The sequence below is a fragment of the Flavobacterium filum DSM 17961 genome, assembly GCF_000425465.1.
GTDB classification, from domain to species: domain Bacteria; phylum Bacteroidota; class Bacteroidia; order Flavobacteriales; family Flavobacteriaceae; genus Flavobacterium; species Flavobacterium filum.
The window spans coordinates 1-22,900 of record NZ_AUDM01000005.1 but is presented as its reverse complement, the minus strand read 5'-3'; the positions used below and the strand labels follow the sequence as shown (position 1 = coordinate 22,900).

18 protein-coding genes are annotated in these 22,900 nt (G+C 35.6%); 7 read left to right on the top strand and 11 right to left on the bottom strand.

Going from position 1 to position 22,900, the window contains the following annotated elements:
* Window position 1 precedes the first annotated feature (1 nt).
* The 6 genes from H601_RS0102800 to uvrC all read right to left on the bottom strand — a co-directional run bounded on the left by H601_RS0102800 (window position 2) and on the right by uvrC (window position 9,843).
* Entirely contained in the window at window positions 2–1,750 is a 1,749-nt protein-coding gene (locus H601_RS0102800; RefSeq protein ID WP_026710095.1) for a M43 family zinc metalloprotease, read from the bottom strand.
* Window positions 1,751–2,408: 658 nt separating this feature from the next.
* Window positions 2,409–3,569: a 4-hydroxyphenylpyruvate dioxygenase gene (gene hppD, locus H601_RS0102790; RefSeq protein WP_026710094.1), complete on the bottom strand. Its 1,161-nt coding sequence runs from the start codon at window positions 3,567–3,569 to the stop codon at window positions 2,409–2,411.
* Between the two features lie 181 nt (window positions 3,570–3,750).
* Window positions 3,751–4,116 carry a four helix bundle protein gene (locus H601_RS0102785; protein WP_026710093.1) on the bottom strand — a complete coding sequence of 122 codons (366 nt, stop codon included), beginning with the start codon at window positions 4,114–4,116 and terminating at the stop codon, window positions 3,751–3,753.
* A 145-nt stretch (window positions 4,117–4,261) separates the two neighbouring features.
* A complete protein-coding gene (locus H601_RS0102780) occupies window positions 4,262–5,416 on the bottom strand; it encodes a homogentisate 1,2-dioxygenase (RefSeq protein ID WP_026710092.1) in 1,155 nt (384 codons plus the stop codon).
* A 302-nt stretch (window positions 5,417–5,718) separates the two neighbouring features.
* Window positions 5,719–8,025, bottom strand: a complete 2,307-nt coding sequence (locus H601_RS0102770) for a patatin-like phospholipase family protein (protein WP_245571603.1) — start codon at window positions 8,023–8,025, stop codon at window positions 5,719–5,721.
* An 18-nt stretch (window positions 8,026–8,043) separates the two neighbouring features.
* A complete protein-coding gene (gene uvrC / locus H601_RS0102765) occupies window positions 8,044–9,843 on the bottom strand; it encodes an excinuclease ABC subunit UvrC (RefSeq protein ID WP_026710090.1) in 1,800 nt (599 codons plus the stop codon).
* Between the two features lie 95 nt (window positions 9,844–9,938).
* On the opposite strand from uvrC, the gene H601_RS0102760 reads away from it, so the two are divergent.
* Both H601_RS0102760 and H601_RS0102755 read left to right on the top strand, forming a co-directional pair.
* Entirely contained in the window at window positions 9,939–11,177 is a 1,239-nt protein-coding gene (locus H601_RS0102760) for a pyridoxal phosphate-dependent decarboxylase family protein (RefSeq protein ID WP_026710089.1), read from the top strand.
* A complete protein-coding gene (locus H601_RS0102755) occupies window positions 11,170–11,736 on the top strand; it encodes a 5-formyltetrahydrofolate cyclo-ligase (RefSeq protein WP_026710088.1) in 567 nt (188 codons plus the stop codon). Before H601_RS0102760 ends, H601_RS0102755 begins: the two co-directional genes overlap by 8 nt.
* Here H601_RS0102755 and H601_RS0102750 read toward each other — a convergent pair.
* The gene (locus H601_RS0102750) at window positions 11,733–12,362 is read right to left on the bottom strand and encodes a lipoprotein signal peptidase (RefSeq protein WP_026710087.1); all 630 of its coding nucleotides are present in this window, start codon (window positions 12,360–12,362) and stop codon (window positions 11,733–11,735) included. The genes H601_RS0102755 and H601_RS0102750 overlap by 4 nt on opposite strands.
* Window positions 12,363–12,533: 171 nt before the next feature.
* On the opposite strand from H601_RS0102750, the gene H601_RS0102745 reads away from it, so the two are divergent.
* Window positions 12,534–13,781, top strand: a complete 1,248-nt coding sequence (locus tag H601_RS0102745) for an LVIVD repeat-containing protein (protein WP_026710086.1) — start codon at window positions 12,534–12,536, stop codon at window positions 13,779–13,781.
* Between the two features lie 123 nt (window positions 13,782–13,904).
* On the opposite strand, the gene H601_RS0102740 is transcribed toward H601_RS0102745, so the two are convergent.
* The 3 genes from H601_RS0102740 to recO form a co-directional block, all read right to left on the bottom strand.
* Window positions 13,905–14,285, bottom strand: a complete 381-nt coding sequence (locus H601_RS0102740; protein WP_026710085.1) for a TraR/DksA family transcriptional regulator — start codon at window positions 14,283–14,285, stop codon at window positions 13,905–13,907.
* 6 nt (window positions 14,286–14,291) lie between these two features.
* Window positions 14,292–17,690: an isoleucine--tRNA ligase gene (gene ileS, locus H601_RS0102735; protein WP_026710084.1), complete on the bottom strand. Its 3,399-nt coding sequence runs from the start codon at window positions 17,688–17,690 to the stop codon at window positions 14,292–14,294.
* Between the two features lie 446 nt (window positions 17,691–18,136).
* Window positions 18,137–18,850, bottom strand: a complete 714-nt coding sequence (gene recO / locus H601_RS0102730; RefSeq protein ID WP_026710083.1) for a DNA repair protein RecO — start codon at window positions 18,848–18,850, stop codon at window positions 18,137–18,139.
* A 78-nt stretch (window positions 18,851–18,928) separates the two neighbouring features.
* Between recO and H601_RS0102725 the strand changes: the two genes are divergently transcribed.
* Together H601_RS0102725 and H601_RS0102720 are read left to right on the top strand one after the other, a co-directional pair.
* Window positions 18,929–19,711: an HNH endonuclease gene (locus H601_RS0102725; protein ID WP_035655440.1), complete on the top strand. Its 783-nt coding sequence runs from the start codon at window positions 18,929–18,931 to the stop codon at window positions 19,709–19,711.
* A gap of 50 nt (window positions 19,712–19,761) precedes the next feature.
* Window positions 19,762–20,526 (top strand): Eco47II family restriction endonuclease, encoded by a 765-nt coding sequence (locus H601_RS0102720; protein ID WP_026710081.1) that lies wholly within the window; start codon window positions 19,762–19,764, stop codon window positions 20,524–20,526.
* Here H601_RS0102720 and dcm read toward each other — a convergent pair.
* Window positions 20,502–21,740, bottom strand: a complete 1,239-nt coding sequence (gene dcm, locus H601_RS0102715; protein WP_035655437.1) for a DNA (cytosine-5-)-methyltransferase — start codon at window positions 21,738–21,740, stop codon at window positions 20,502–20,504. The genes H601_RS0102720 and dcm overlap by 25 nt on opposite strands.
* 110 nt (window positions 21,741–21,850) lie before the next feature.
* Between dcm and H601_RS16445 the strand changes: the two genes are divergently transcribed.
* A complete protein-coding gene (locus H601_RS16445) occupies window positions 21,851–22,027 on the top strand; it encodes a hypothetical protein (RefSeq protein ID WP_156900330.1) in 177 nt (58 codons plus the stop codon).
* Between the two features lie 18 nt (window positions 22,028–22,045).
* Entirely contained in the window at window positions 22,046–22,312 is a 267-nt protein-coding gene (locus H601_RS0102705; protein ID WP_026710079.1) for a hypothetical protein, read from the top strand.
* Window positions 22,313–22,900 lie beyond the last annotated feature (588 nt).

The window sequence follows — 22,900 nt, the reverse complement described above, 5'->3', positions numbered from 1 at the left end:
TTTATTCTGCTATTATTACTTGTTGATTAAAACCACCTTCGTTGGTAAATAAATTCACCACATAATTATTACCGCTTATTAAGTTAACATTTTCAATTGTGAATTCATTTGTTTCAAATACATTTCTATATATCTCATTGCCTTGATAGTCAAAAATAGTAATTGAATTATTAACTTTATCTAACTCACTGTTAAAAAACTGAGGTTGTTCCAAATCTTTATAATTGCACGGTGAAGTATTTTCAGGTTTTTGAACTATAACATTAATTAAACCGTTTCTAACAGGGTTTGGGGCAATGATAGATTGAATGTTATTTTTAAAACAAGGGTTGTTTTTAGGATCCCCAACATCAACATAATTTTCACTTATTAAATACTTTTCACCAGACTGTGTTATTTCATGACAAGTTATCAAATAACTTTTTGAAATATTACCCCAATTAACAATAGCTTGATTTGTTGAACTAGTAAAAATATTTTTTTCATTAGGTAGAGCTCCAACAAAATAAGGTTTTATATTTTCACTATTTAATGCAGTTGGTTCACTTTCCTGCTCATGAATTTCCCACATATACTTTACAACTGGATCATCTAAATCTTCATCCTCTGGATCTATTGGAATTATTAAACCCATATCTCCATAATCCTTACTTACCCAATCATAAAGTCCAGCCATTCTGAAAACACCAAAAAGACATCTTGTTCGAATTGTTTTCGTTTTTACTATACTTCCATTAATGGTTACGCTAATAGTAGAATTAGATGTACTTGGTAATGTTCTAGTAATATTAACAGAAGAATTTGTTGAGGAACCAATAATTTGCAAACATCCACTTACACTCCAATTATAAGTTGGTGTGCCAATAGGAGCCACAGAAACTCTATAAGAATCTATCCTACCCGAACGACATATTTTTGAAGGTCCAACAACATTTGCACAATTGTAAGAGCGAATGCTTTGTAATTCTGGAGCTCCAGTAATAGAACTAAACATTCTTTCGCCTTGACCGGGTGAAAAATGTTGCTTACCTATCCAATATGACATTATATTTTTCTTGTCTGGATTGTAATTATTCAAACCATATGGATTGTTTACATTACTGTTTCCGCCCATTGTTGTATAATCAGCAGGTGTATCACAAACTAAATCACCTCTAATATGACATTCAACAGAATTAAAAGGGTTTTCTGCACAACTTGCATTAAAACCATTCGCTGTTGAAGTACATCTGAAAGTATGTCTAAGATTTAAAGCATGACCTACTTCATGTGAAACAGTACAGTCATTTGTGGCGTGAATTCCTTTAATAGTTACTCTTAAAGTTCCAAAAGTTGCTATACCACCTAATGATGGATTATGATTAAAATTTTTGATAAAATAAATATTTAAACAATTAGGAATATTTGCAGGACTACTTCCTTGCAAATAATTATTGTAATTTGTACTGTTAATGTAGTCAAAAGTACCTACTTGGTTGAAATAAATTCCGTGAGGATTAAATTTAGAATTCATTTCAGACAAAACCTGAGGAATAATGTTTGGATTAATGGCGGCATTCGCACCATTATTATCTCTTACAATTCTAAAACAAACATTTATACAATGTATATCTACATTTGCTGAACTCCTATTAAAATGATATTGGTCGTAAGTTTGATAATTTTCAGTATCAACAAAACCACATTCTTGAGCATTTAATCTAGCTAAACAAATAAACAAATAAACAAATAAATTGTAATAATTCTTCATAAACAAATAAGTTTTTATTGGTTAATTAAATGTAAAAATATTAAATGCTTATTTAATTAACAAATAATTTCTGCTTAAAATATTAAAAGTAAAAAAATTTTAATAAATACCAAAGTAAGATTAATTTATTTTAGTCAGCAGAGTCCCTTGTTTAGTAAAACAATTTAAAAACCGAAAAACACTTTTTCATAAACTCCCACATTCCTCTCCTCTCACTAAAAATAACAAAATCTTTCCTCCTAAACCATATCCAAATGAAATGATTTGTTGTAAAACTAATTGTCTCATTGACACATTACCAAACAACACAAAACACAAAGCCCAACTGTTTCCAATTGGGCTGTATGCTAATTAACTAACCAAAAAACTATAAATTATGAAAATTTACATTACTCCAAGGAGGTAACCACTCCTCCTTTTTGCGAGTGCAAAGATAATTCGTTTGTTGCGAAATATTTATTCATTTTTTTACTTTAACACTATTTTGACAAAAAACCACTGCTTTGATAGGTTAAAATTTCATTATTCGTAATTTTAAGCTGTTTTTGTTTCTAACTTGTTACTATAATTTGACAAACTTTACACCATTTCATAAAAAAACCGTTCGGTAATCGTTTCAAAAACAACTACCTAACGGAAATTTTAATTAAATTTTGATTTATAATGTTCCTCTTAACGCTTGCTCACGTTCGATACTTTCAAACAACGCTTTGAAATTTCCGGCTCCAAATCCTCTGGCTCCCATCCGTTGGATGATTTCAAAGAATAAAGTTGGTCGGTCTTCCACCGGTTTGGTGAATATTTGTAACAAATAACCTTCCTCATCAGCATCAATCATAATGCCCAATTTCTGAAGTTCGTTGATGTCTTCCTTGAATTTAGACATGTGGTCTTTTAACCGTTCCGGAATGGCATCATAATACGCTTGTGGAGGCGTACTCAAAAACTCCACACCTCTTTTACGCATTTCAGCTACCGTAGAAATGATATCATCAGTAGCTACAGCAATGTGCTGCACTCCCGGACCTTCATAAAAATCTAAATATTCTTCAATTTGTGATTTTTTCTTTCCTTCTGCCGGTTCATTGATAGGGAATTTAATTCTACCATTACCGTTACTCATCACTTTACTCATTAAAGCGGAATATTCTGTGGTAATCTGTTTGTCGTCAAACGATAAGAAATTCACAAATCCCATGACATCTTCATACCATTTTACCCACGTATTCATTTCATTCCAACCCACATTTCCTACCATGTGATCTACATATTTCAACCCTACCGGAGTCGGATTGTAATCCGATTTCCATTCCTTATACCCCGGAAGGAAAGTGCCATTATAATTTTTGCGTTCAACGAATAGATGAACGGTTTCGCCGTACGTGTAAATTCCAGCACGAATTACTTCGCCATGTTCATCCGTTTCAACCGTAGGCTCCATGAAAACTCTAGCTCCTCTTTTAGTGGTTTCTTCAAATGATTTACGTGCGTCTTCTACCCATAACGCCACGATTTTGACTCCATCTCCATGTTTTTTCACATGTTCGCCAATTGGCGAATCGCTTTTTAAAGCAGTGGTTAATACCAATCGGATTTTATCTTGCTTCAACACATACGAAGCTCGATCTTTTACGCCAGTTTCCAATCCGGCATAGGCCAAGGATTGAAATCCAAAAGCTGTTTTGTAAAAATGAGCCGCTTGTTTGGCATTTCCAACATAAAACTCTACATAATCGGTTCCCATTAAAGGAAGAAAATCTTGAGCTCCTTCAAATATTTTTTCTAGTCCGTATTCTACTGATTTTATTTCTTGTGACATAATTTTTTAATGTGGCAATTGGTTAATGTGGCAATGTGTCAATTTAGAAAACTGCTGAAATTGCATTTCAATAACCAATTGGGTTAAACTTTTTTTTTAATTTGTCAATTGGTTAATGTGTCGATGTGTCAATTTAGAAAACTGGTAAAATTTACATTTCATCAACCAATTGGCTTAAACTTTATTTATTAATTTTTGAAGTTGCAATAATTTTATTTGTAATTTTTAAAATATCAAATAACTCTACTAACAATTCTTCTGTGTCAGGATAACGTTGCAGTTCATTGCATAAAAACAACCAAAATTCGGTTTCATCAGCTTCTTTCATGGCAATTTTAAATTTATGAATGAAATCGGCTTTGCTTTGAGCGTTTTGAGCTTCTTTTATGTTTGCTCCTATTGATGTACCGGACTTAAGCAGTTGATTAGCAACAACAAACTTTTTGTTTTCCTCTAATTTTTCGGTGTATAAAACAATCTTCTTGGCAAACTCAAATGATTTTACAAGAATTAAATTATCCTTGTACTTTTCTTTAAATGTTATCATGGCTTATAAAATTAATGTGTCAATTGACTGATTTGTTTACAAATGTTTTTAAATTATAAATGTGATTTTTTAAATATAATTTCTAATATCTTAATTACTATTACCCCTCATTGACAAATTGCCGAATTGACAAATTGACAAATTATCAAAGCCACGATTGGTAATACTTCTCATCCGCCACTTTCATCGCTTCATCTGTTACCATCAAAGGTTTAAAGGTATCAACCATCACGGCTAATTCTTTCGTTTCGGTTTTTCCGATACTGCGTTCATACGCTCCAGGATGTGGACCATGCGGAATACCCGCCGGATGCAACGATATATTCCCCGGTTTCACATCGTTTCTACTCATAAAATCTCCATCTACATAATACAACACCTCATCACTGTCAATATTGCTATGATTATAAGGAGCCGGAATAGAAAGTGGATGATAATCATACAATCTCGGCACAAACGAACACACTACAAAAGCATCGGTTTCAAAAGTTTGATGTACCGGTGGCGGTTGGTGTATTCTACCTGTTATCGGTTCAAAATCGTGAATGGAAAAGGCATACGGATAATTGTACCCATCATAACCCACCACATCAAAAGGATGAGAGGCATAAACCATTTCTATAATTTCATCTCTTTTTTTCACTTTAATTACAAAATCTCCCAACTCGTCATAGGTTTCCAATTCGGTTGGGCGACGTAAATCGCGTTCGCAATAAGGTGAATGCTCTAACAATTGACCAAACCAATTACGATACCGTTTTGGGGTGTAAATAGGCCGTCTGGATTCTACAATAAATAAGCGATTATCGTCTGTGTCAAAATCAATTTTATAGATAATTCCACGAGGAATCAATAAATAATCACCGTATTTAAAATCGATATTACCTAAAAAAGTGCGAAGTTTTCCGCTTCCTTTGTGAATGAAAATCATTTCATCGGAATCGGTGTTTTTATAAAAATAATCTTGAGTTCTGTTTTGAGGAGCGGCCAACGTAATATGACAATCCGAATTGGTCAATACGATTTTACGGCTTTCCAAATAATCTTTTTCTGGAGTAACATCAAAACCGTGCAATTTATAGGATTGCATGTTATTGGCTTTAACCACATTGGGTGCTACAGAATATTGCTTGCGAATTTCTTTAACTTGTGTCGGTCGATGGATGTGATACATATTAGAATACATTCCGTCAAAACCAACTGTTCCAAACAATTGTTCGTAATAAAGCTCACCGTCGGGCTTTCTGAATTGTGTATGTCGTTTGGGAGGAATACTCCCTAATTGATGATAAAATGGCATTTTTGTGAATTTAAATTAAAAAAATAATAATTGTCATCTTGACCAATTGGCTAATTGACACATTACCCAATTGACACATGAATTCATTCCGGATTGCGTTTCATCAGGAAGTGGAGGTAAGCTAATAATCCGGGCCAAAAAGATACCATAACAACAATTTTTGTTAGAATTGGTTTTTTTTGATGTTGACTCCAACAATTATACCCAGCCCAAACGCTACTAAAAAACCAAGAATGATAAACATATTATGAGAATTTAATAAAATGCTTCACAAATATCGTAAAAAAATGAATACTACACAATTAAAACCAAAAACCAATTCCAAACCATGTGAAATGATCTTTTGTTTCTGGAGACCAACTGTGTTTGATTTCTAGAGGACCTATAACGGTTTCCATTCCGTAACCAAAACCATAACCGGTATACGAAGGTCTTTGCAACCAATTATCATCATCAAAAATATTAGTTCCAATGTTGGAAAAATTAGCAAATGCATTTAGGTGATTTCGTTTAAAAATTTCTACATCCACTTGGAATAGGGCTTTTACATAACTGTTCCCCGCTAAACTAAGGAAATCATAGCCATAAAACGGGCGAAAATTATTCACCGGATAAAATCCATATCCGCCTAAAACAAAATTAAAAAAGGGCACAGATTCTTCGCCAATTGAAAATCCGCCTTCGCTTTGCACCAATAATGTTGTTTTACGTATGATTTTTTTGGCAAACCCAAAATCAGCCTTAAAAATAGAATAACGATTAAATGAATTAGTATAGTCGGTAGAATATAAAAACGATTGTATATCTCCATTAAAATACCAACCTGATTTAGGGAAATATTTGTTGTCAAATGAATCAAACTTCAAGTAACCAAACAAACTGTAATAATCACTTTTTTCAAATAAAGAGGTTGAGTTTTGTAATGTTTCAGATTCTATTTTTAAACGTTTGTGTTCAAATCCGGCTCCCACTAAAAACTTTTGAACAAATAATGTTTGCAGATATATTTGATTGGTAAAATCAATAAAATTAATATTTAATGTACTGATATTATTTTCAGCAAACAAAACGCCATCACTAAAATCTGAAGTAATGTTTCGATTGAACTGATTCAGTCTTGATTTAAAGCCAAAACTCCAGTGAAATCCATTATCGATATAGTAATCTAAATAATACCTAAAATTATCACCAAGCACAAAATCTCCTGAAATAACGTCGTTTTTGAAAAGAATTTTCTTTTGCGTCACGTTCACTAACAAGGCACTTTTATACAACCCATCATAATGCAATCCAAATCGCAACAATGTTTTGTTAGGGTTTTCGGTTAAATTAAGATTCAATCGATCTTCATCATGGTCTTTGTCAAAAGTGTAATTGATACTACCAAAACTTTGTGAAGCGTTCAAGTTTTCAACACCTTGTTTTAACTTTCCATATGTTAGATTGCTTCCCGGTTTAAACCTTAACTTACCAATTATATAAGAACGAGTATAATTATCTAGTTTTGTGTGGCTTAAACTCTTAATCCCAATACTATCTCTTTCGGTTTTTACCTCTTGTAAAGGTTCTTTTGTGTAATTTTGACCGAGTTTTTTTAACTCATTTAACACTGCTTTAGCCGCCAATTCTCCCTTATCAACTATTTCGGAACCTTTATCAAAAGAGATAACCGAATATTCTCCAATATCAGGTTTGATATAAATATTTGTTATCAACTTTTTCTCCTGCATTTTTTGAATCATTTGCAAATTTGAAATTTGCACCAAAATTCGCGTAGCATCTCTCAAAAAAGTTCTGTCTTTTAGATCATCTTGCACATCTACACCAATAATGATATCGGCTCCTAATTTCTTAATTTCTTCTGCGGGAAAATTATTAACAACTCCACCATCAATTAAATATTTTCCATCAATAATTATTGGCGAATACAACGATGGGAATGCTCCACTTGCCATGATTGATTGAGCCAAATAACCACTGTTTAAAATGACTTCTTCTCCTGTTTCAATGTTGGTAGCTACACATAAAAAAGGTATTGGCAATTGATTAAAATCACGAACATGTCGCACATTATGCGTAAGCCGTGAAATCATGTTATAGTTATACAATCCTTTTGATAATGCAGATGGAATCCCTAAACGAAGTTTATTAAATGGTAAAGTCAAGGCATAACGCTCATCGTTTCCTTTTTCGTAAAAATTCTTGGAAGATCGAGGTACAAAATCTTGTATTACCGCATCATAATCTGTATGCGTAAAGATACTATCCAGTTGTTTGGCGTTATAGCCTGCAGCATATAATCCTCCAACAATGGCTCCCATACTTGTGCCGCTGATGTAATCAATTTTAATTCCGGCTTCTTCAATCACTTTCAACACACCAATATGTGCCAAACCTTTGGCTCCACCACCACTTAAAACTAAACCAATTTTTGGACGATTGGGATTTTCTTCTTGTGCAAAGGTTGTTGAGGATAATAGGAAAAAGGTAATAGGTAATAGGTAATAGGTGATGGGTAATGGGTGAAAGGAAGTCTTGTATAATAAAGACTTTTGATTCCTTTTTTGAAGAATCAAAACGAACATCACGACACCTAAAATTAAACCCATCAAAAGACCCACATTATTTTATTTAACAATAGTTCTGTAAAATTCGGAAATTTTTTTGGCTTTTGAAGCACCAACCACGTCAGAAATTTCACTTTCGTTGGCTTGAGCTAATCTTTTAACACTTTTGAAATGTTTTAGTAACGTTACCATCGTCTTTTCTCCGATTCCGGGAATGGTTTCAAGCGAGGTCTGCAAAGCTGATTTACTCCGTTTGTCTCGATGATGCGTAATTCCAAAACGGTGAGCTTCGTTTCGCAATTGCTGAATGATTTTAAGCGTTTCCGATTTTTTATCCAAATACAACGGTACAGAATCACCGGGATAAAACAATTCTTCTAATCGTTTGGCAATTCCGATAATCGCAATTTTTCCCCGTAATCCTAAATCGTCTAAACTTTTTAAAGCAGAAGACAATTGTCCTTTTCCTCCATCAATGATAATCAACTGAGGTAAAGGTTGGTTTTCCTCTAATAAGCGTTTGTAACGACGATATACCACTTCTTCCATCGAGGCAAAATCATTCGGCCCTTCAACTGTTTTGATATTGAAATGACGATAATCCTTTTTGCTGGGTTTACCGTCTTTAAACACCACACAAGCTGCAACTGGATTCGTTCCTTGAATATTCGAATTGTCAAAACATTCAATATGACGTGGCTCTACGGAAAGACGTAAATCTTTTTGCATTTGAGCCATAATCCGATTGGTATGGCGTTCAGGGTCCACAATCTGAATTTGTTTCAATTGCTCTAAACGGTGGTACTTGGCGTTGCGTTGCGAAAGTTCCAAAATTTGCTTTTTGTCGCCCAACTGCGGAACGGTTACTTTTATTTTATCCCCAAAATCCAATTCAAACGGTAAGATCAATTCTTTAGACGTCAAATGAAATCGCTCCCGAAGTTCTACTATAGCCAATTCCAACAATTCTTCATCTGTTTCATCTAATTTCTTTTTCATTTCCAACGTATGAGAACGAATAATCGCTCCATGAGCAATTTGAAGAAAATTAACATACGCCATCGATTCATCCGACACAATCGAAAAAACGTCAATATTGGATATCTTCGGATTTAGAATAGTGGATTTGGCCTGATAATTCTCTAAAACATCTATTTTTTCTTTGATTTTTTGTGCTTCTTCAAATTCCATATTTTGAGCATGCAGCATCATTTTTTGTTTAAAAGCCTTGATGCTGTCTTTAAAATTTCCTTTTAAAATTTCCCGAATAGCATCTACTTGACTTTGGTAATTTTCTAAACTTTCCAACCCTTCACATGGGCCTTTACAATTGCCAATGTGGTATTCTAAACACACTTTGTATTTATGATTCCGTATATTTTGTTCACTTAAATCGTAATTACACGTTCGCAACGGATACAATTCTTTAATCATATCCAACAGCGTATTTACCGTTTTAAAATTGGTATATGGACCAAAATATTCTGAACCGTCTTTTATCATTTTCCGAGTGGGAAAAATGCGGGAAAAAGGTTCTTTTTTAATGCAAATCCACGGATAGGTTTTGTCATCTTTTAAATTGATGTTGTACCTTGGTTGGAGTTTTTTAATCAAATTGTTTTCCAATAACAAGGCGTCTTGTTCGGTAGCTACGACGATATGACGAATTTCCACAATTTTCTTCACCAAAACAGCCGTTTTGTGGTTGTCATGGGATTTGGTAAAATAAGACGAAACTCTCTTCTTTAAATTCTTTGCTTTTCCAACATACAATATCTTACCTTCCTTATCAAAATACTGGTACACCCCCGGACCATCGGGTAGTGTTTGAAGTTGGAGTTCTAAGGAAGGTATCTGCATAGTACAAATATAGTAGTAAAAAAAGGTGCGTGCAACTAACATTTATCATATTTCCTCTTTAGCAAACTACCTAGCTTTGCCCAAAATAAACAACCATGAAGTATTGGAAAAAATATAGCCACCAAGAACGTTTAGACAAAACAACTGAGGCATTAGCTCAAAACGTAAACTTTGCACAAGACATTTCGCTGGGTTTTCCGGCTTCTAAATTGGATGGAAAAGTGTTTTATGACAATGCTCCATTTTTGAAAGATGCTCCAACACTGCAAACTTTTGTGGCCAACCCCAATCACATTGGTTGTCACACCTTAGGTCAATCCGAAAGCGTGTTCAGTGGCACCCAACAACTAGAACGGGAAGTTTTAAACGCATTGGCTATCGACGTTTTTAAATCTAAACCCAATGAATTTGACGGCTATATTTCACCCGGCGGAACAGAAGCCAACATTCAAGCTTTATGGATGTACCGCAATTATTTCCTTCACGAACATAATGCTTCTTTACAAGAAATAGCCATTGTTTCCTCAGAAGACACGCATTATTCCATCCCGAAAGGGGCTAACCTTTTACAAGTAGATTGGCTCAAAATTCCGGTTGATTTTTCAACCCGTCAATTGGATAAAAAAGCTTTACAAGCGATTCTTTTACAAGCGAAAGACAACGGTAAAAAATATTGTATTGTGGTGTCAAATATGGGAACCACTATGTTTGGTTCAGTGGACAATCCGTTGGATTATATCGAAACGTTAAACGCTCTTCAACTGCCGTTTAAATTACACATTGATGGTGCGTATGGCGGATTTGTGTATCCGTTTAGTAACCAACAGTCAACGATTAATTTCAGTAATCCTGACATTAGTTCAATTACCATTGATGCCCATAAAATGCTACAAGCACCGTATGGAACCGGTATTTTTATTTGCCGAAAAAACCTCATCCATCATGTGCTCACCAAAGAAGCAGAATATGTGGAAGGCATGGATGTTACCCTTTGCGGAAGCCGTTCCGGTGCCAATGCTATTGCCGTTTGGATGATTTTGTCAACTTACGGTCCACACGGTTGGTTCGAAAAAGTAAGCACCCTGCAATTACGAACCGATTTCTTGTGTCGTGAATTAGACCAATTGAACATTCGCTACTTTCGAGAACCGTTTATGAATATTGTAACGATAGAAGCAAAATACATTTCCAGTGAAATCGCTCATCGTTTTCGATTGGTGCCGCAATCACATTTGAATGATAACAAGTGGTATAAAATTGTGGTGATGAATCACGTGGAACCCGAACATTTAATTACTTTTATAGCCGAATTGAATGCTTCGGTATATGCATAAAAAAGAACTTCGGTTAAAATATAAAGCCTTACGTGCCGCTCTTTCTGAAGAAGAAAGAGAAGAAAAAAGCTTAGTCATTGCCAACCAATTGCTTCGGTTGAATATTTGGGATAAAACCTATTTCCATCTTTTTCTTTCCATTGCCGAACAAAAAGAAATTGATACCGAATTCATCTTGCAAATTCTAGCCGGAAAAGACAAAGAAATAGTAATTGCCAAAAGTGATTTCACTACCGGAATTATGACCCATTTCCTATTAACCGACAACACCAAAATCAAAAAAAACGCATACAATATTCCGGAACCTATTAACGGTTTGGAAGTGCCTGTTGCCAAAATAGAAGTGGTGTTTATTCCGTTATTGGCCTTTGATCAAAAAGGCCATCGGGTGGGCTACGGAAAAGGGTTTTATGATCGGTTTTTAAAGGAATGTTCTCCAGAAACCATCAAAATTGGATTGTCCTTTTTTGAACCGGAAGAAAAAATTGAAGACGTTTTTGAATCTGATATACGATTGAATTATTGCGTTACACCAAATGAAATCTATTCGTTTGATTAAGCAGCAACTTCCTCTGTAGATTCTTCTTTTTTATCTGTACCAAAGGCTTTTTTGTTGAATACAATCAAAATACCAACTCCGGTAGAAATAGCCATATCGGCAATGTTAAAAATGGCATTAAAAAAAGTAAAGTATTTTCCACCTACAAAAGGAAGCCACTCGGGTAAATTCCCTTTCCAAATCGGGAAATACAACATATCTACCACTTTACCGTGGAACCATGAGCCATAAGGCTGGTCTGAAAACAATGTTGAAGCTGAATGATAACTATCGTTAAAAAGTACGCCATAAAAAACACTGTCAATAATATTACCAAATGCTCCGGCTAAAATAAGGGCAATTGACACAATCAAGTAGGAAGAACTATGCTTACGAACACTGTCCCACAGCCAATATCCAATTCCAAATACTGCTACAATACGAAATAAGGTTAAAAATAACTTTCCATAGTCTCCCGGAATTTTGGTACCCCAAGCCATTCCTTCATTTTCAATAAAATGAATACGAAACCATTCAAAAACCTTGATTTCTTCTCCTAAAACAAAATTAGTTTTGATATAGAGTTTAGATACCTGATCTACTAATAAAACAAGAAAAACAAGTAAATAAGCTTTCTTTAAAGTCATTTTTTGGGTTTTAAAGGTGCAAAAATAACAATATTATCAAACATTAGTGAAATTATACCAAGAAGTGTAAAAAGTTTAAATAATTTTTAGCATTTCAACGCAACTTTACGGAGATTTTTGCATCTTACTATCAAAAATGTTAATACATTTGTTTAACCTAATACCTTACCAATGAAAACATTAAAATCCTTTTGGATAATTGCGATTTCTCTTTTTATGTTCACCGCCTGTAACGATGAAGAAGGTAACAACGAAACCGCAAAATTTGCCGTACCGATTGTTAAAACCCTATCAGAAATTAGAAATTCCATAACCATTGAATCGGCTCAACCAACACAATCGGATGGTAAAATTTATGTGACGCAAAGTCTTTTATTTTATGTCGCTCAAGAATCCGGTATCCATGTGTTCGATAATTCCAATCCGCAAAATCCGCAAAACATGATTTTCATTAATTTGGAAGGAGTGCACGATATCGCTATCAAGGGAAACTACTTATATGCGGACAATTTTGTTGATTTAGTGGTGTTCGATATCTCAGACCTCAACAATATTACCTTAGTGAGAACCGTAGAAAATGTATTGGAGTTTTATCCTGCTTATCCCGAAGAAGCTGAATATTATGCGTATGAGGATTACCCGGGTGTAAATGAAATCATGGTGGGTTTTCGAATTGAAGTACGTCAAAAACCAAATCATGATGAAATGATATTAGCCAACGATGCGTTTAGTGGTTTAGAAAGCTCAAGTGGTGGTGCAATTGGAACAGGTGGCTCATTTGCTAAATTCCAAATTAACAACAATGCTCTTTATACGGTTGAAAATTTTGAATTGAATGTATTTAATATTTCAAATCCAACGCAAACTTTTTTTGATAAATCCATTTACATGACCGAGTGGTTAGGTGGCGGAGTGTTTGAAACCCTTTTCAAACAAAAAGAATTTTTATTCATCGGTTCTACCAACGGAATGTATATTGTAAACGCTTTTGATGAATTTAACCCTTTCTTTGTTTCCGGTTTTTCACATGCAACCGCCTGTGACCCTGTGGTTGTGCATGCCAATACCGCATATATTACCGTTCGTGGTGGTTCTACTTGCGGTGCCATTGAAGACCAAGTCAACGTTATCGACATCACTAACATTGAAAACCCAACCTTAATTTCAACCTATTTGTTAAGTCAGCCTTATGGCTTGGGGATTCGAAATAATGTGTTGTACGTATGTGCAGATGGAAACTTAAATGTTTTTGACGCTACCAATTCTGCCGAGTTAGTGCTTCAAAACACTTACAATGACCAAGTAAAAGACGTGATCGCTTTAGACACACACTTAATTGCCGTTGGAATTAATAAAATTGTACAATACAGTTATGGTGCTAATCATACCTTAGAAGTCATTAGCACTGTAAATTTCTAATTTGAACTATATATAAATAAAAAAGAGAGGACTTCAACATCCTCTCTTTTTATTTTCTAATTTTAAATCAATTCCCTTAGTACCTCAGCACCTTAGAGCCTTAGTACCTTAGAAAAACGCACCTTATCGCTGCATATTTTTCGCCTCAATACTCATCGTAGCATGCGGCACTAATTTTAAGCGTTCTTTTGAGATTAATTTACCCGTTACTTTACAAACACCATAGGTTTTGTTTTCTACTCTAAAAAGAGCGTTTCTTAAATCGCGGATAAACTTTTCCTGGCGAATAGCCAATTGAGAATTTGCTTCTTTGCTCATGGTTTCAGAACCTTCTTCAAATGCTTTGAATGTTGGTGAGGTATCATCCGTTCCGTTATTCAAATCATTCATGTAGGCACTTTTTATGAGTTCCAAATCGTTTTGGGCTTTCTCAATCTTTTTTAAGATAATTTCTTTGAACTCCGCTAAATCAGCTTCTGAGTATCGTACTACTTCATCTGTCATGTTAATCTATTTTGAAATTATTATTTTTGTTTTAATGTCATCAAACTCAATTTCCGTACCATTTTCTAAACTATTTTCAAAAACCAAGGTTTCTGTTAGTGTTTCTGACTTAATATACGTTTCATTGGCTAAAACGGCTTCTTCTAAATGACCATCTTTCATCAACTGCACTTTTATCTTGTCGGTCACCTCAAAACCACTGTCTTTTCGCAAGTTTTGAATACGGTTTACCAGTTCTCTGGCAATTCCTTCTTTTCGCAATTCCTCCGTAATGGTGATATCTAATGCTACCGTAATTCCATTCGCATTAGCCACTAACCAACCCGGAATATCTTGTGAAGAAATTTCCACATCATCTAATGATAAAGTTATTGAATTTCCTGAAATAACAAGCGTGTAGCTACCATTGCGGTCTAATGCATTGATTTGTTCTTGACTAAAACCTTGTATCTCTTTGGCTATCAATCCCATATCTTTACCGAAACGCGGTCCTAAAGCCTTGAAATTAGGCTTAATTTGTTTTACCAACACAACCGAAGCATCGTCTAACAACACCACTTCTTTCACGTTTACTTCGGCTTTTATCAAGTCGGAAACGGCTTCAATTTCAGCACGCTGTTGGTCGTCAAGTATAGGAATCATAACCTTTTGCAACGGTTGACGCACTTTAATCATCTCCTTCTTGCGAAGCGATAAAACTAACGAGGAAACCGTCTGTGCTTTCATCATTTTGCTCTCCAACGATTTATCAACATATTTTTCAACATATTTCGGAAAATCGGCCAAATGTACGCTGTCAAAATTTTCTGAATGTGTGGCTTGTGTTAAATCTCTGTAAAGCCTATCCATAAAGAAAGGAGCAATTGGAGCTGATAATTTAGCCACCGTAATCAAACACGTATATAATGTTTGATATGCCGCAATTTTATCCGTGCCGTATTCGCCTTTCCAAAATCTTCTTCTACACAAACGAACGTACCAGTTGCTCAAATTCTCCTGTACAAAATCAGAAATCGCTCTCGCGGCTCTGGTGGGTTCATAATCCGCATAGCTTTCATCTACCAATTGAACTAACGTTTGTAGTTCCGATAAAATCCATCGGTCAATCTCCGGTCTTTCCGTCAGCGGAACTTCTGCTTCTTGATACGTAAATCCGTCAATGTTTGCATACAACGAAAAGAACGAATAGGTATTATATAAGGTGCCGAAAAACTTACGTCGAACTTCGGCAACGCCTTCAATATCAAATTTTAAATTATCCCACGGATTCGCATTGGCAATCATGTACCAACGTGTGGCATCCGGACCGTAATCCGCCAACGTAGTAAATGGGTCAATTGCATTACCCAAACGCTTCGACATTTTTTGTCCGTTTTTGTCTAATACTAATCCATTAGAAACCACATTTTTATACGCTATTTTATCAAAAACCAACGTTCCAATCGCATGCAAGGTGTAAAACCAACCACGCGTTTGATCGACACCTTCCGCAATAAAATCGGCTGGGAATGCTTCATTATTATCAATCAAATGCTTGTTTTCAAATGGATAATGCCATTGAGCATACGGCATCGCACCGGAGTCAAACCAAACGTCAATTAAATCGGTTTCGCGTTTCATCGGTTTTCCGGATTTGGAAACTAATGTGATGGCATCAACCACATTTTTATGCAAATCAACTAAATCATAGTTTTCTTCGCTCATATTACCGATTTCAAAACCTTTAAACGGATTTTCTTTTTGGAAACCGGCTGCAATGGATTGTTCAATCGCTTGATACAATTCTTCTACCGAACCGATTAAAACTTCTTCGGTTTTATCTTCTGTTCGCCAAATTGGTAACGGAATTCCCCAGTATCTGGAACGGGATAAATTCCAATCGTTGGCGTTTTTCAACCAGTTGCCAAAACGACCTTCTCCTGTTGCTTTAGGTTTCCAGTTGATGGTATCGTTTAAATCGAACATACGGTCTTTGATTTCCGTTACTTTGATGAACCAAGAATCCAACGGATAATACAAAATCGGTTTATCTGTTCGCCAACAATGCGGATAACTGTGCACGTATTTTTCTACTTTGAAGGCTTTGTTTTCTTCTTTTAGCTGAATAGCAATTTCTACATCGGCAGAGCGTTCGGGAGCTTCGCCTTCGTTGTAATATTCATTTTTTACATATTTACCGGAAAAATCACCTAAACCTTGGATGAATTTTCCTTGTAAATCCACTAGCGGAACAGGATTTCCGTTAGCATCCAACACCAACATCGGTGGTACTTCGGGTGTAGCTTCTTTCGCCACTTTCGCATCATCCGCACCAAAAGTAGGAGCCGTATGTACGATTCCGGTACCGTCTTCTGTGGTCACAAAATCACCGGAAATTACTCGGAAAGCATTTTCAGGATGTTGATACGGTAAAATCCAAGGTAATAATTGTTCGTAACGAATACCTACTAAATCTGCTCCTAAAAAACCAGAAGATATGATTGAATATTCTATTTTACCATCTTCTCTAATAATTGGCTCATTTCTATCTTCAAGCTTTATATATTTTCCTGAAAATTGCTTACCTATTAAATTTTCTGCTAGAATAATATTAATTCTTTCAAATGTATATTGGTTAAAAGTTCTTATCAAAGAATATCTAATCTTTGGTCCAACCGTCAAGGCCGTATTACTCGGCAATGTCCAAGGCGTAGTCGTCCAAGCTAAAATATGAATAGCACCAAATCCTTGTAAAAAACTCGGTAAGGTTTCCGGTTTTGTTTTAAATTGAGCTACAACCGTTGTATCGGTCACATCTCTGTAACTTCCCGGTTGATTCACTTCGTGCGAAGATAATCCCGTTCCTGCTTTGGGTGAATACGGTTGAATGGTGTAGCCTTTGTACAACAAATCTTTATCATAAATCTGTTTCAGCAACCACCAAACCGACTCCATGTATTTCGATTTATAAGTCACATACGGGTCGTTCATGTCCACCCAGTAGCCCATTTTCTCAGTCAAATCGTTCCACACGTCGGTGTATCGCATCACGGTGCGTTTACACGCTTCGTTGTATTCAGCTACGGTGATTTTAGTACCGATGTCTTCTTTGGTAATGCCTAATTCTTTTTCGGTACCCAATTCAACGGGCAAACCGTGGGTATCCCAGCCGGCTTTTCGTTTTACTTGAAAGCCTTTTTGGGTTTTATAACGGCAAAAAATATCTTTAATCGCACGAGCCATCACGTGGTGAATACCCGGCAAACCATTGGCTGAAGGCGGACCTTCAAAAAACACATACGGTGGTTGCCCTTCACGGCTGGTGACACTTTGTTCAAAAATCTGGTTTTCCTTCCAATACTTCAGTACTTCCGAGGCCACAGTTGGCAAGTCAAGTCCTTTGTATTCAGCGAATTTCATACTCATGTTTTCTCGTTCTAAAAAATCAATTTGCGAAAGTAATGATTTTTGAGATAATTTGGTAAAATAATGTGGTAATGTGGCAATGTGCCAATTCGGCAATGTGGCAATGTGGCAATGAGGTAAAGGTCAATTTTACAAGTACTAATTGGATTCTGTGTCTTCCGTGCTTTCTGTGAGAGAAAAAAATCAAAGCTATCAAAATCCGCTTCCATCCATTATAGCGAAGCTATCCATCCGCAACAATCAGCGTTTTGCTCTGCAAATCCGTTCCATCTGCGTTCCAAAATCTTTGCGACTCTGCTCCCGATGATTCGGGATGGCGAGAAAATCAAAAAGCGTAGCGTCCCTGTGCTCTCAGTGCCTCCATCGTGCCCTTAGTGGTTGAAAAACTCAGCAACTCAGCCACTCAGCCACTCAGCCACTCAGCAACTCAGCCACTCAGCCACTCCTCAAGAAAACACCTCCCCCAACACCTCCAACGACTTCGGCCATCGAAACCCATCCAAATGAAACGCATAATAATCCATCAACACCTTCAACAGCAGTTGCCGTTCTGCCGACACAAAACATTTCGTATCGCCGGTTAGTTTCAACGAAAGTAATTTTTTAAACAACACCGTTTCGTGTTCCGAGAGGCAACTCACGGCGTGGTACTCGGTAAACACCCCTTCGGTCAGTTCAAAAAAAGGAGCGTCTTGTTGTGAAATATCGGGATAAAACCCTAAAAAGCGAGTCATGCCCAGCAGTAAAATCAAGTGAAAATTGGCCACTTCCTCATGGCTGTCCAACCAAAGCAACGCCGTTTCGAGGTAATCAAAAAAGGGCTCATTTTTTTCCTCTTCCTGAATGCAGTGGTGGAGCACTTCCGAGAGAAACAATACGATGGAACTTTTCACTACGTTGGTAGGCAAGCTCACATACGGTTGAGCGATACGCACTTCCTTAAAATACTCCAACTTGCCTTGGTTTTTGTGGGTAGCCTCAATGTCCAGTAAGGTAAGCGGTTGAAAATACCCCATCTTCTGCTGACTCTTACGGGCCGAAAACGCGTTGGGCACAAAATAACTCTTCACCCCATCGGTGCGGGTAAAGCACTTTACAATCAGGGATTTCTCCTGGTACTTTAACGCCGAAATCACGAGGGCTTTGGTTTTGACTTGCATGAGGTAAAAATCAGAAAAATAATTTGAATCTTAATTTATTTTTAATTTTCTTTATGATTAAATTAAATTTAAATAATAATGTCTAAAAACCTCTGGACCCGCCAAGAACTAATCCTAGCTTTTAATCTCTATTTAAAGCTTCCTTTTGGTAAAATGCATAAGCAAACGCCAGAGATTATTGAGTTGGCTAATTTGTTGGGCAGAACACCCAGTTCAATCGGGATGCGTTTAGGAAACTTTGCAAGTTGTGACCCTAACTTACAAGCAAGAGGTATTGGCGGTTTAAAAGGAGGTATGAATCAAGTAAAACCAATTTGGGATGAGTTCTTCCACAACCAAGAAGAATTAGTGTTTTTGAGTGAGAAAATTTTAGCAGAAAAACAACAAACCAGTATTGAATCAAAATACAAAGAAGTCTTAGCAGATATAAGTCACTTAAAAGGTGAAACCATTATTCGTGAAGTAAAAACAAGAGTAAATCAATCGGTTTTTAGACAAATGGTGCTTTCCAATTATGATTCCAAATGTGCTATCACTGGTATTGATATTCCACAGTTACTTTTTGCTAGCCATATTGTTCCGTGGTCACAAAACGAAAAAGAACGATTAAATCCAGAAAACGGTATTTGTTTATCAAGTCTTTATGACAAAGCCTATGACAAAGGTTTAATTGGCATCAACACAAATCATGAAATCATCTTATCCGGTGAACTCAAAAAGAAAAAAGAGGCACCTTATTTCGCAACTCATTTTGCTATCCTTGAAAAACAAAAGATAAATACACCGCAAGATTATTTCCCAAAAAAAGAATTTTTAGAATATCATTTGGATACTATTTTCAACAAACAATTCATTTATTGACAGATAAAATATTAATTCCTACATTAGCCTTTCCATAAAAGCAGTTGTTTATGAAAAACAAATACGTTGATTTTATTTCAGATGAGCATTTTTTAGAATGTGTGGCCAATCTGCATAAAGCTTATACAAAAGCAAAAAACAATTTGACTAAAAAAAGTTTTTACAGTAATAAAGTAGATACCATTAAGTTAACGTTTGATGCTAAATTCAACGCTATTGATGAAGAAAGTTTGATCAAAGGTGAAATTCTTAGACAAATTGATAAATCAATTAATAATTCTATTGGAACATTTCACGAGCAAATTTTAGGAGGGATAAAAGGTTTTGAAGTTGGTAAATTAAGTGGTTTTGACATTAAGGCAAATGACAACACTCTATTTGCAGATATTAAAAACAAACATAATACGATGAACAGTAGTTCGGCAGAAGCATTGTTTCAAAAACTAGCTCGATATGCCGATACTTACAAAAAATCAAAATGTTATTGGGTTCAAATCTTAGCCAAAAGTAGTTTTTGCGAATTATGGCAAGGCGAAATTAACGGGAAAGAATACAGCCACAGTAGAGTTTACAAAATTTCTGGTGATCAATTCTATGCTTTACTTTCAGGTGAACAAGACGCTTTTTATCAACTTTATAAAAAGCTGCCATTAGTGATTACCGACTATTTGAAAAGTATTGAAAACACAAGCTCAGAAAATGAAAACTCAGCTTTAGAAGAAATCAACAAGGAAACCAAAAAATCCAAAAGAACTGTTTTAGACCAAATTACTTTTGAAAATTATGGTTTTTATTTGGGTTTTGACAAGCTGTAATACGCATTCAAAAACTTCACAATCGAATAGCCCACTTCCTTCCCTAAATTTACGGGTACAGCATTGCCTATTTGTTTATACTGCTGAGCAATAGAACCTGCAAATTGCCAATCATCAGGAAAGGTTTGAATGCGTGCATATTCGCGAACCGTAAAAGGTCTCGTTTCTTCCGGATGGCAACGTTCTGTTTGCTTTTGAGCTGGGCTACAGGTTAGCGTTAAACATGGTTCATCCCAACCAATCCTTCGTGCTATGCCGGTTTTTCCACCGCCTAAATGAAAACTTCCGCCCATAAATTCTTTTTGAATATCAAGTGGTAAATCTCTCCAGTAGCCTTTTGGTGGGACTAAATCCAATACTTCAATTTTACTTTTAGGATATTTTGAACCTTCTGATTTTGGCACATCCGAATCAAATAAATCTCCTTTTTTCAATGCATCGCTTAAATTATAGATGCGTTTGTATGGTTTTGGATAATCATATTTTATGTCAATATCTTTTCGAATTCCTACCAAAATCAATCGTTCACGCTTTTGAGGCACATTGTAATGAATCGCTTTCAACACTTGAACAGGAACAACATGATAGCCAATTTCATCCAAAATAGAAATCATTCCTTGCAGGGTTTTACCTCCATCATGACTAAGCAAGCCACGAACATTTTCTCCTATACAAATTGGTGGATTTACTTCTTTGACTACCCGAGCAAATTCATAGAAAAGTGTTCCTCTTGCATCGGCTAAACCCAATTTTTTTCCTGCATAACTAAACGCTTGACATGGAAAACCGCCCGTAACCACATCTACTTTATCCTTATATTCTGTAAAATTAAATTGTTTGATATCACCTTCTAAAACATTCCAATTGGGTCGATTGTTTCGTAATGTTTGACAAGCCCATTTGTCTACATCATTCAAAGCCACACATTTTAATCCGGCTTTTTCCATTCCTACAGCCAAACCTCCTGCACCAGCAAATAATTCAATTACAGTGTAATTATGATTAGGTTGCACATGATTGGAAACTGATTCTTTAACTTTAAAATCTATAAAGCCTCCAAACAAATTATCTAAATCAGATTTTCTGTATAAACGATAATTACTCATGGGTTCTCGAACCGCATTTAACTTTCCTTCATTATCCCATCTACGCAGTGTTTCTTTACTTTTGCTTATATATTCTGAAGCTTCAGACAGTGTCATTAAATCATCCATAACCAAATTATTTAACCTTATACAATGGTTACAAATTTAAAAGAAAAAATGACTTAACAAAATAAAAAGAAATCTAATTTTAGTAATTTTATAAACATAAAAAACTGCAAATGATTCAACACAAAAAATGTACTTGCGACGAAGATGCTTGGGAAGAAATTGTCGTCAAAAATGATGATTACTTTCATAACAAAACAGTAGTATATTATCATTGTGATGAATGTGGAGAAGATTTCAGAATTGAAGATTTTGAAACAGGCGAAGAACTATTTTTAGGAAATGAGTAAATTTATAATCATACCAAAATGACCCACCTCCAAAAAATCCAGTACCTCCAAAAATTCCTAAACCAACCCCATCATTCCTATTATGATGATTTCACAGCACCTATTCTTCTTTATTTCAATGATGATTTCTCAGAAGTAAACCCACAATTTGCCTTTTTACATGAGCTAAACAGTCCTGAAGCCATTGAACAAAAAATTGATTTTCTGTTATCTCAATTTGTCCTCAAATTCGATGCTGAGCAAGAAACAGAAAATGATTTTATTCACTACTACATTGGGAGCTAATTTCTTCCCATTTTCATATCAATTCTTGGGGGTTGTGGTACCCTTTTTTGCTAATTCCCCATAAAACCAACCGTTTTCCGCACAACCCAACCATTCAGCAAAGCTTGCCTCGATTATAAAAGAGCGTAAAAGCTATCTAATCGCCCGTCAATAAAGGAGAGTAATGACTTTTGTTATGATTGCTGTTTCCTTCGGGTTTCCTTCGGGTTTTATTCGATATTGGTTCGGGGTTGTGGTACCCTTTGTTGATGTCTTATTTTCAAAAAAAAGGGGGGGGTTCATAACCAAACAGCAATTTATCTGCCATTACACTCAAAAAAGAGTACATTTTTTAGCTAAAAAAGGGGGCTAACCACCCTAAACATTCACCAAAATTTTTATCTTTGTTTCAAGCAGGTATACCTTTCTTTTTCGCTGTTTTTTCCCTTTTTTTTGCAAGTTGTAATAGTACTGGTATAGTAGAGATATAGTACTAGTATAGTAGTAGTATAGCATACCAAAGCCTGATCAAAGCCTGATAAACCCCAAGTCAAAGCCATGTGAAAGCGTTAGTTACTATATGCTAAAAGCGATATCGCTTTACCTTTT

What these genes read in the sequence shown, in the direction of transcription:
- H601_RS0102800 (WP_026710095.1), bottom strand. Translation starts at nt 1,750, where the DNA reads ATGAAGAATTATTACAATTTATTTGTTTATTTGTTTATTTGTTTAGCT.
- hppD (WP_026710094.1), bottom strand. Translation starts at nt 3,569, where the DNA reads ATGTCACAAGAAATAAAATCAGTAGAATACGGACTAGAAAAAATATTT.
- H601_RS0102785 (WP_026710093.1), bottom strand. Translation starts at nt 4,116, where the DNA reads ATGATAACATTTAAAGAAAAGTACAAGGATAATTTAATTCTTGTAAAA.
- H601_RS0102780 (WP_026710092.1), bottom strand. Translation starts at nt 5,416, where the DNA reads ATGCCATTTTATCATCAATTAGGGAGTATTCCTCCCAAACGACATACA.
- H601_RS0102770 (WP_245571603.1), bottom strand. Translation starts at nt 8,025, where the DNA reads ATGGGTTTAATTTTAGGTGTCGTGATGTTCGTTTTGATTCTTCAAAAA.
- uvrC (WP_026710090.1), bottom strand. Translation starts at nt 9,843, where the DNA reads ATGCAGATACCTTCCTTAGAACTCCAACTTCAAACACTACCCGATGGT.
- H601_RS0102760 (WP_026710089.1), top strand. Translation starts at nt 9,939, where the DNA reads ATGAAGTATTGGAAAAAATATAGCCACCAAGAACGTTTAGACAAAACA.
- H601_RS0102755 (WP_026710088.1), top strand. Translation starts at nt 11,170, where the DNA reads ATGCATAAAAAAGAACTTCGGTTAAAATATAAAGCCTTACGTGCCGCT.
- H601_RS0102750 (WP_026710087.1), bottom strand. Translation starts at nt 12,362, where the DNA reads ATGACTTTAAAGAAAGCTTATTTACTTGTTTTTCTTGTTTTATTAGTA.
- H601_RS0102745 (WP_026710086.1), top strand. Translation starts at nt 12,534, where the DNA reads ATGAAAACATTAAAATCCTTTTGGATAATTGCGATTTCTCTTTTTATG.
- H601_RS0102740 (WP_026710085.1), bottom strand. Translation starts at nt 14,285, where the DNA reads ATGACAGATGAAGTAGTACGATACTCAGAAGCTGATTTAGCGGAGTTC.
- ileS (WP_026710084.1), bottom strand. Translation starts at nt 17,690, where the DNA reads ATGAGTATGAAATTCGCTGAATACAAAGGACTTGACTTGCCAACTGTG.
- recO (WP_026710083.1), bottom strand. Translation starts at nt 18,850, where the DNA reads ATGCAAGTCAAAACCAAAGCCCTCGTGATTTCGGCGTTAAAGTACCAG.
- H601_RS0102725 (WP_035655440.1), top strand. Translation starts at nt 18,929, where the DNA reads ATGTCTAAAAACCTCTGGACCCGCCAAGAACTAATCCTAGCTTTTAAT.
- H601_RS0102720 (WP_026710081.1), top strand. Translation starts at nt 19,762, where the DNA reads ATGAAAAACAAATACGTTGATTTTATTTCAGATGAGCATTTTTTAGAA.
- dcm (WP_035655437.1), bottom strand. Translation starts at nt 21,740, where the DNA reads ATGGATGATTTAATGACACTGTCTGAAGCTTCAGAATATATAAGCAAA.
- H601_RS16445 (WP_156900330.1), top strand. Translation starts at nt 21,851, where the DNA reads ATGATTCAACACAAAAAATGTACTTGCGACGAAGATGCTTGGGAAGAA.
- H601_RS0102705 (WP_026710079.1), top strand. Translation starts at nt 22,046, where the DNA reads ATGACCCACCTCCAAAAAATCCAGTACCTCCAAAAATTCCTAAACCAA.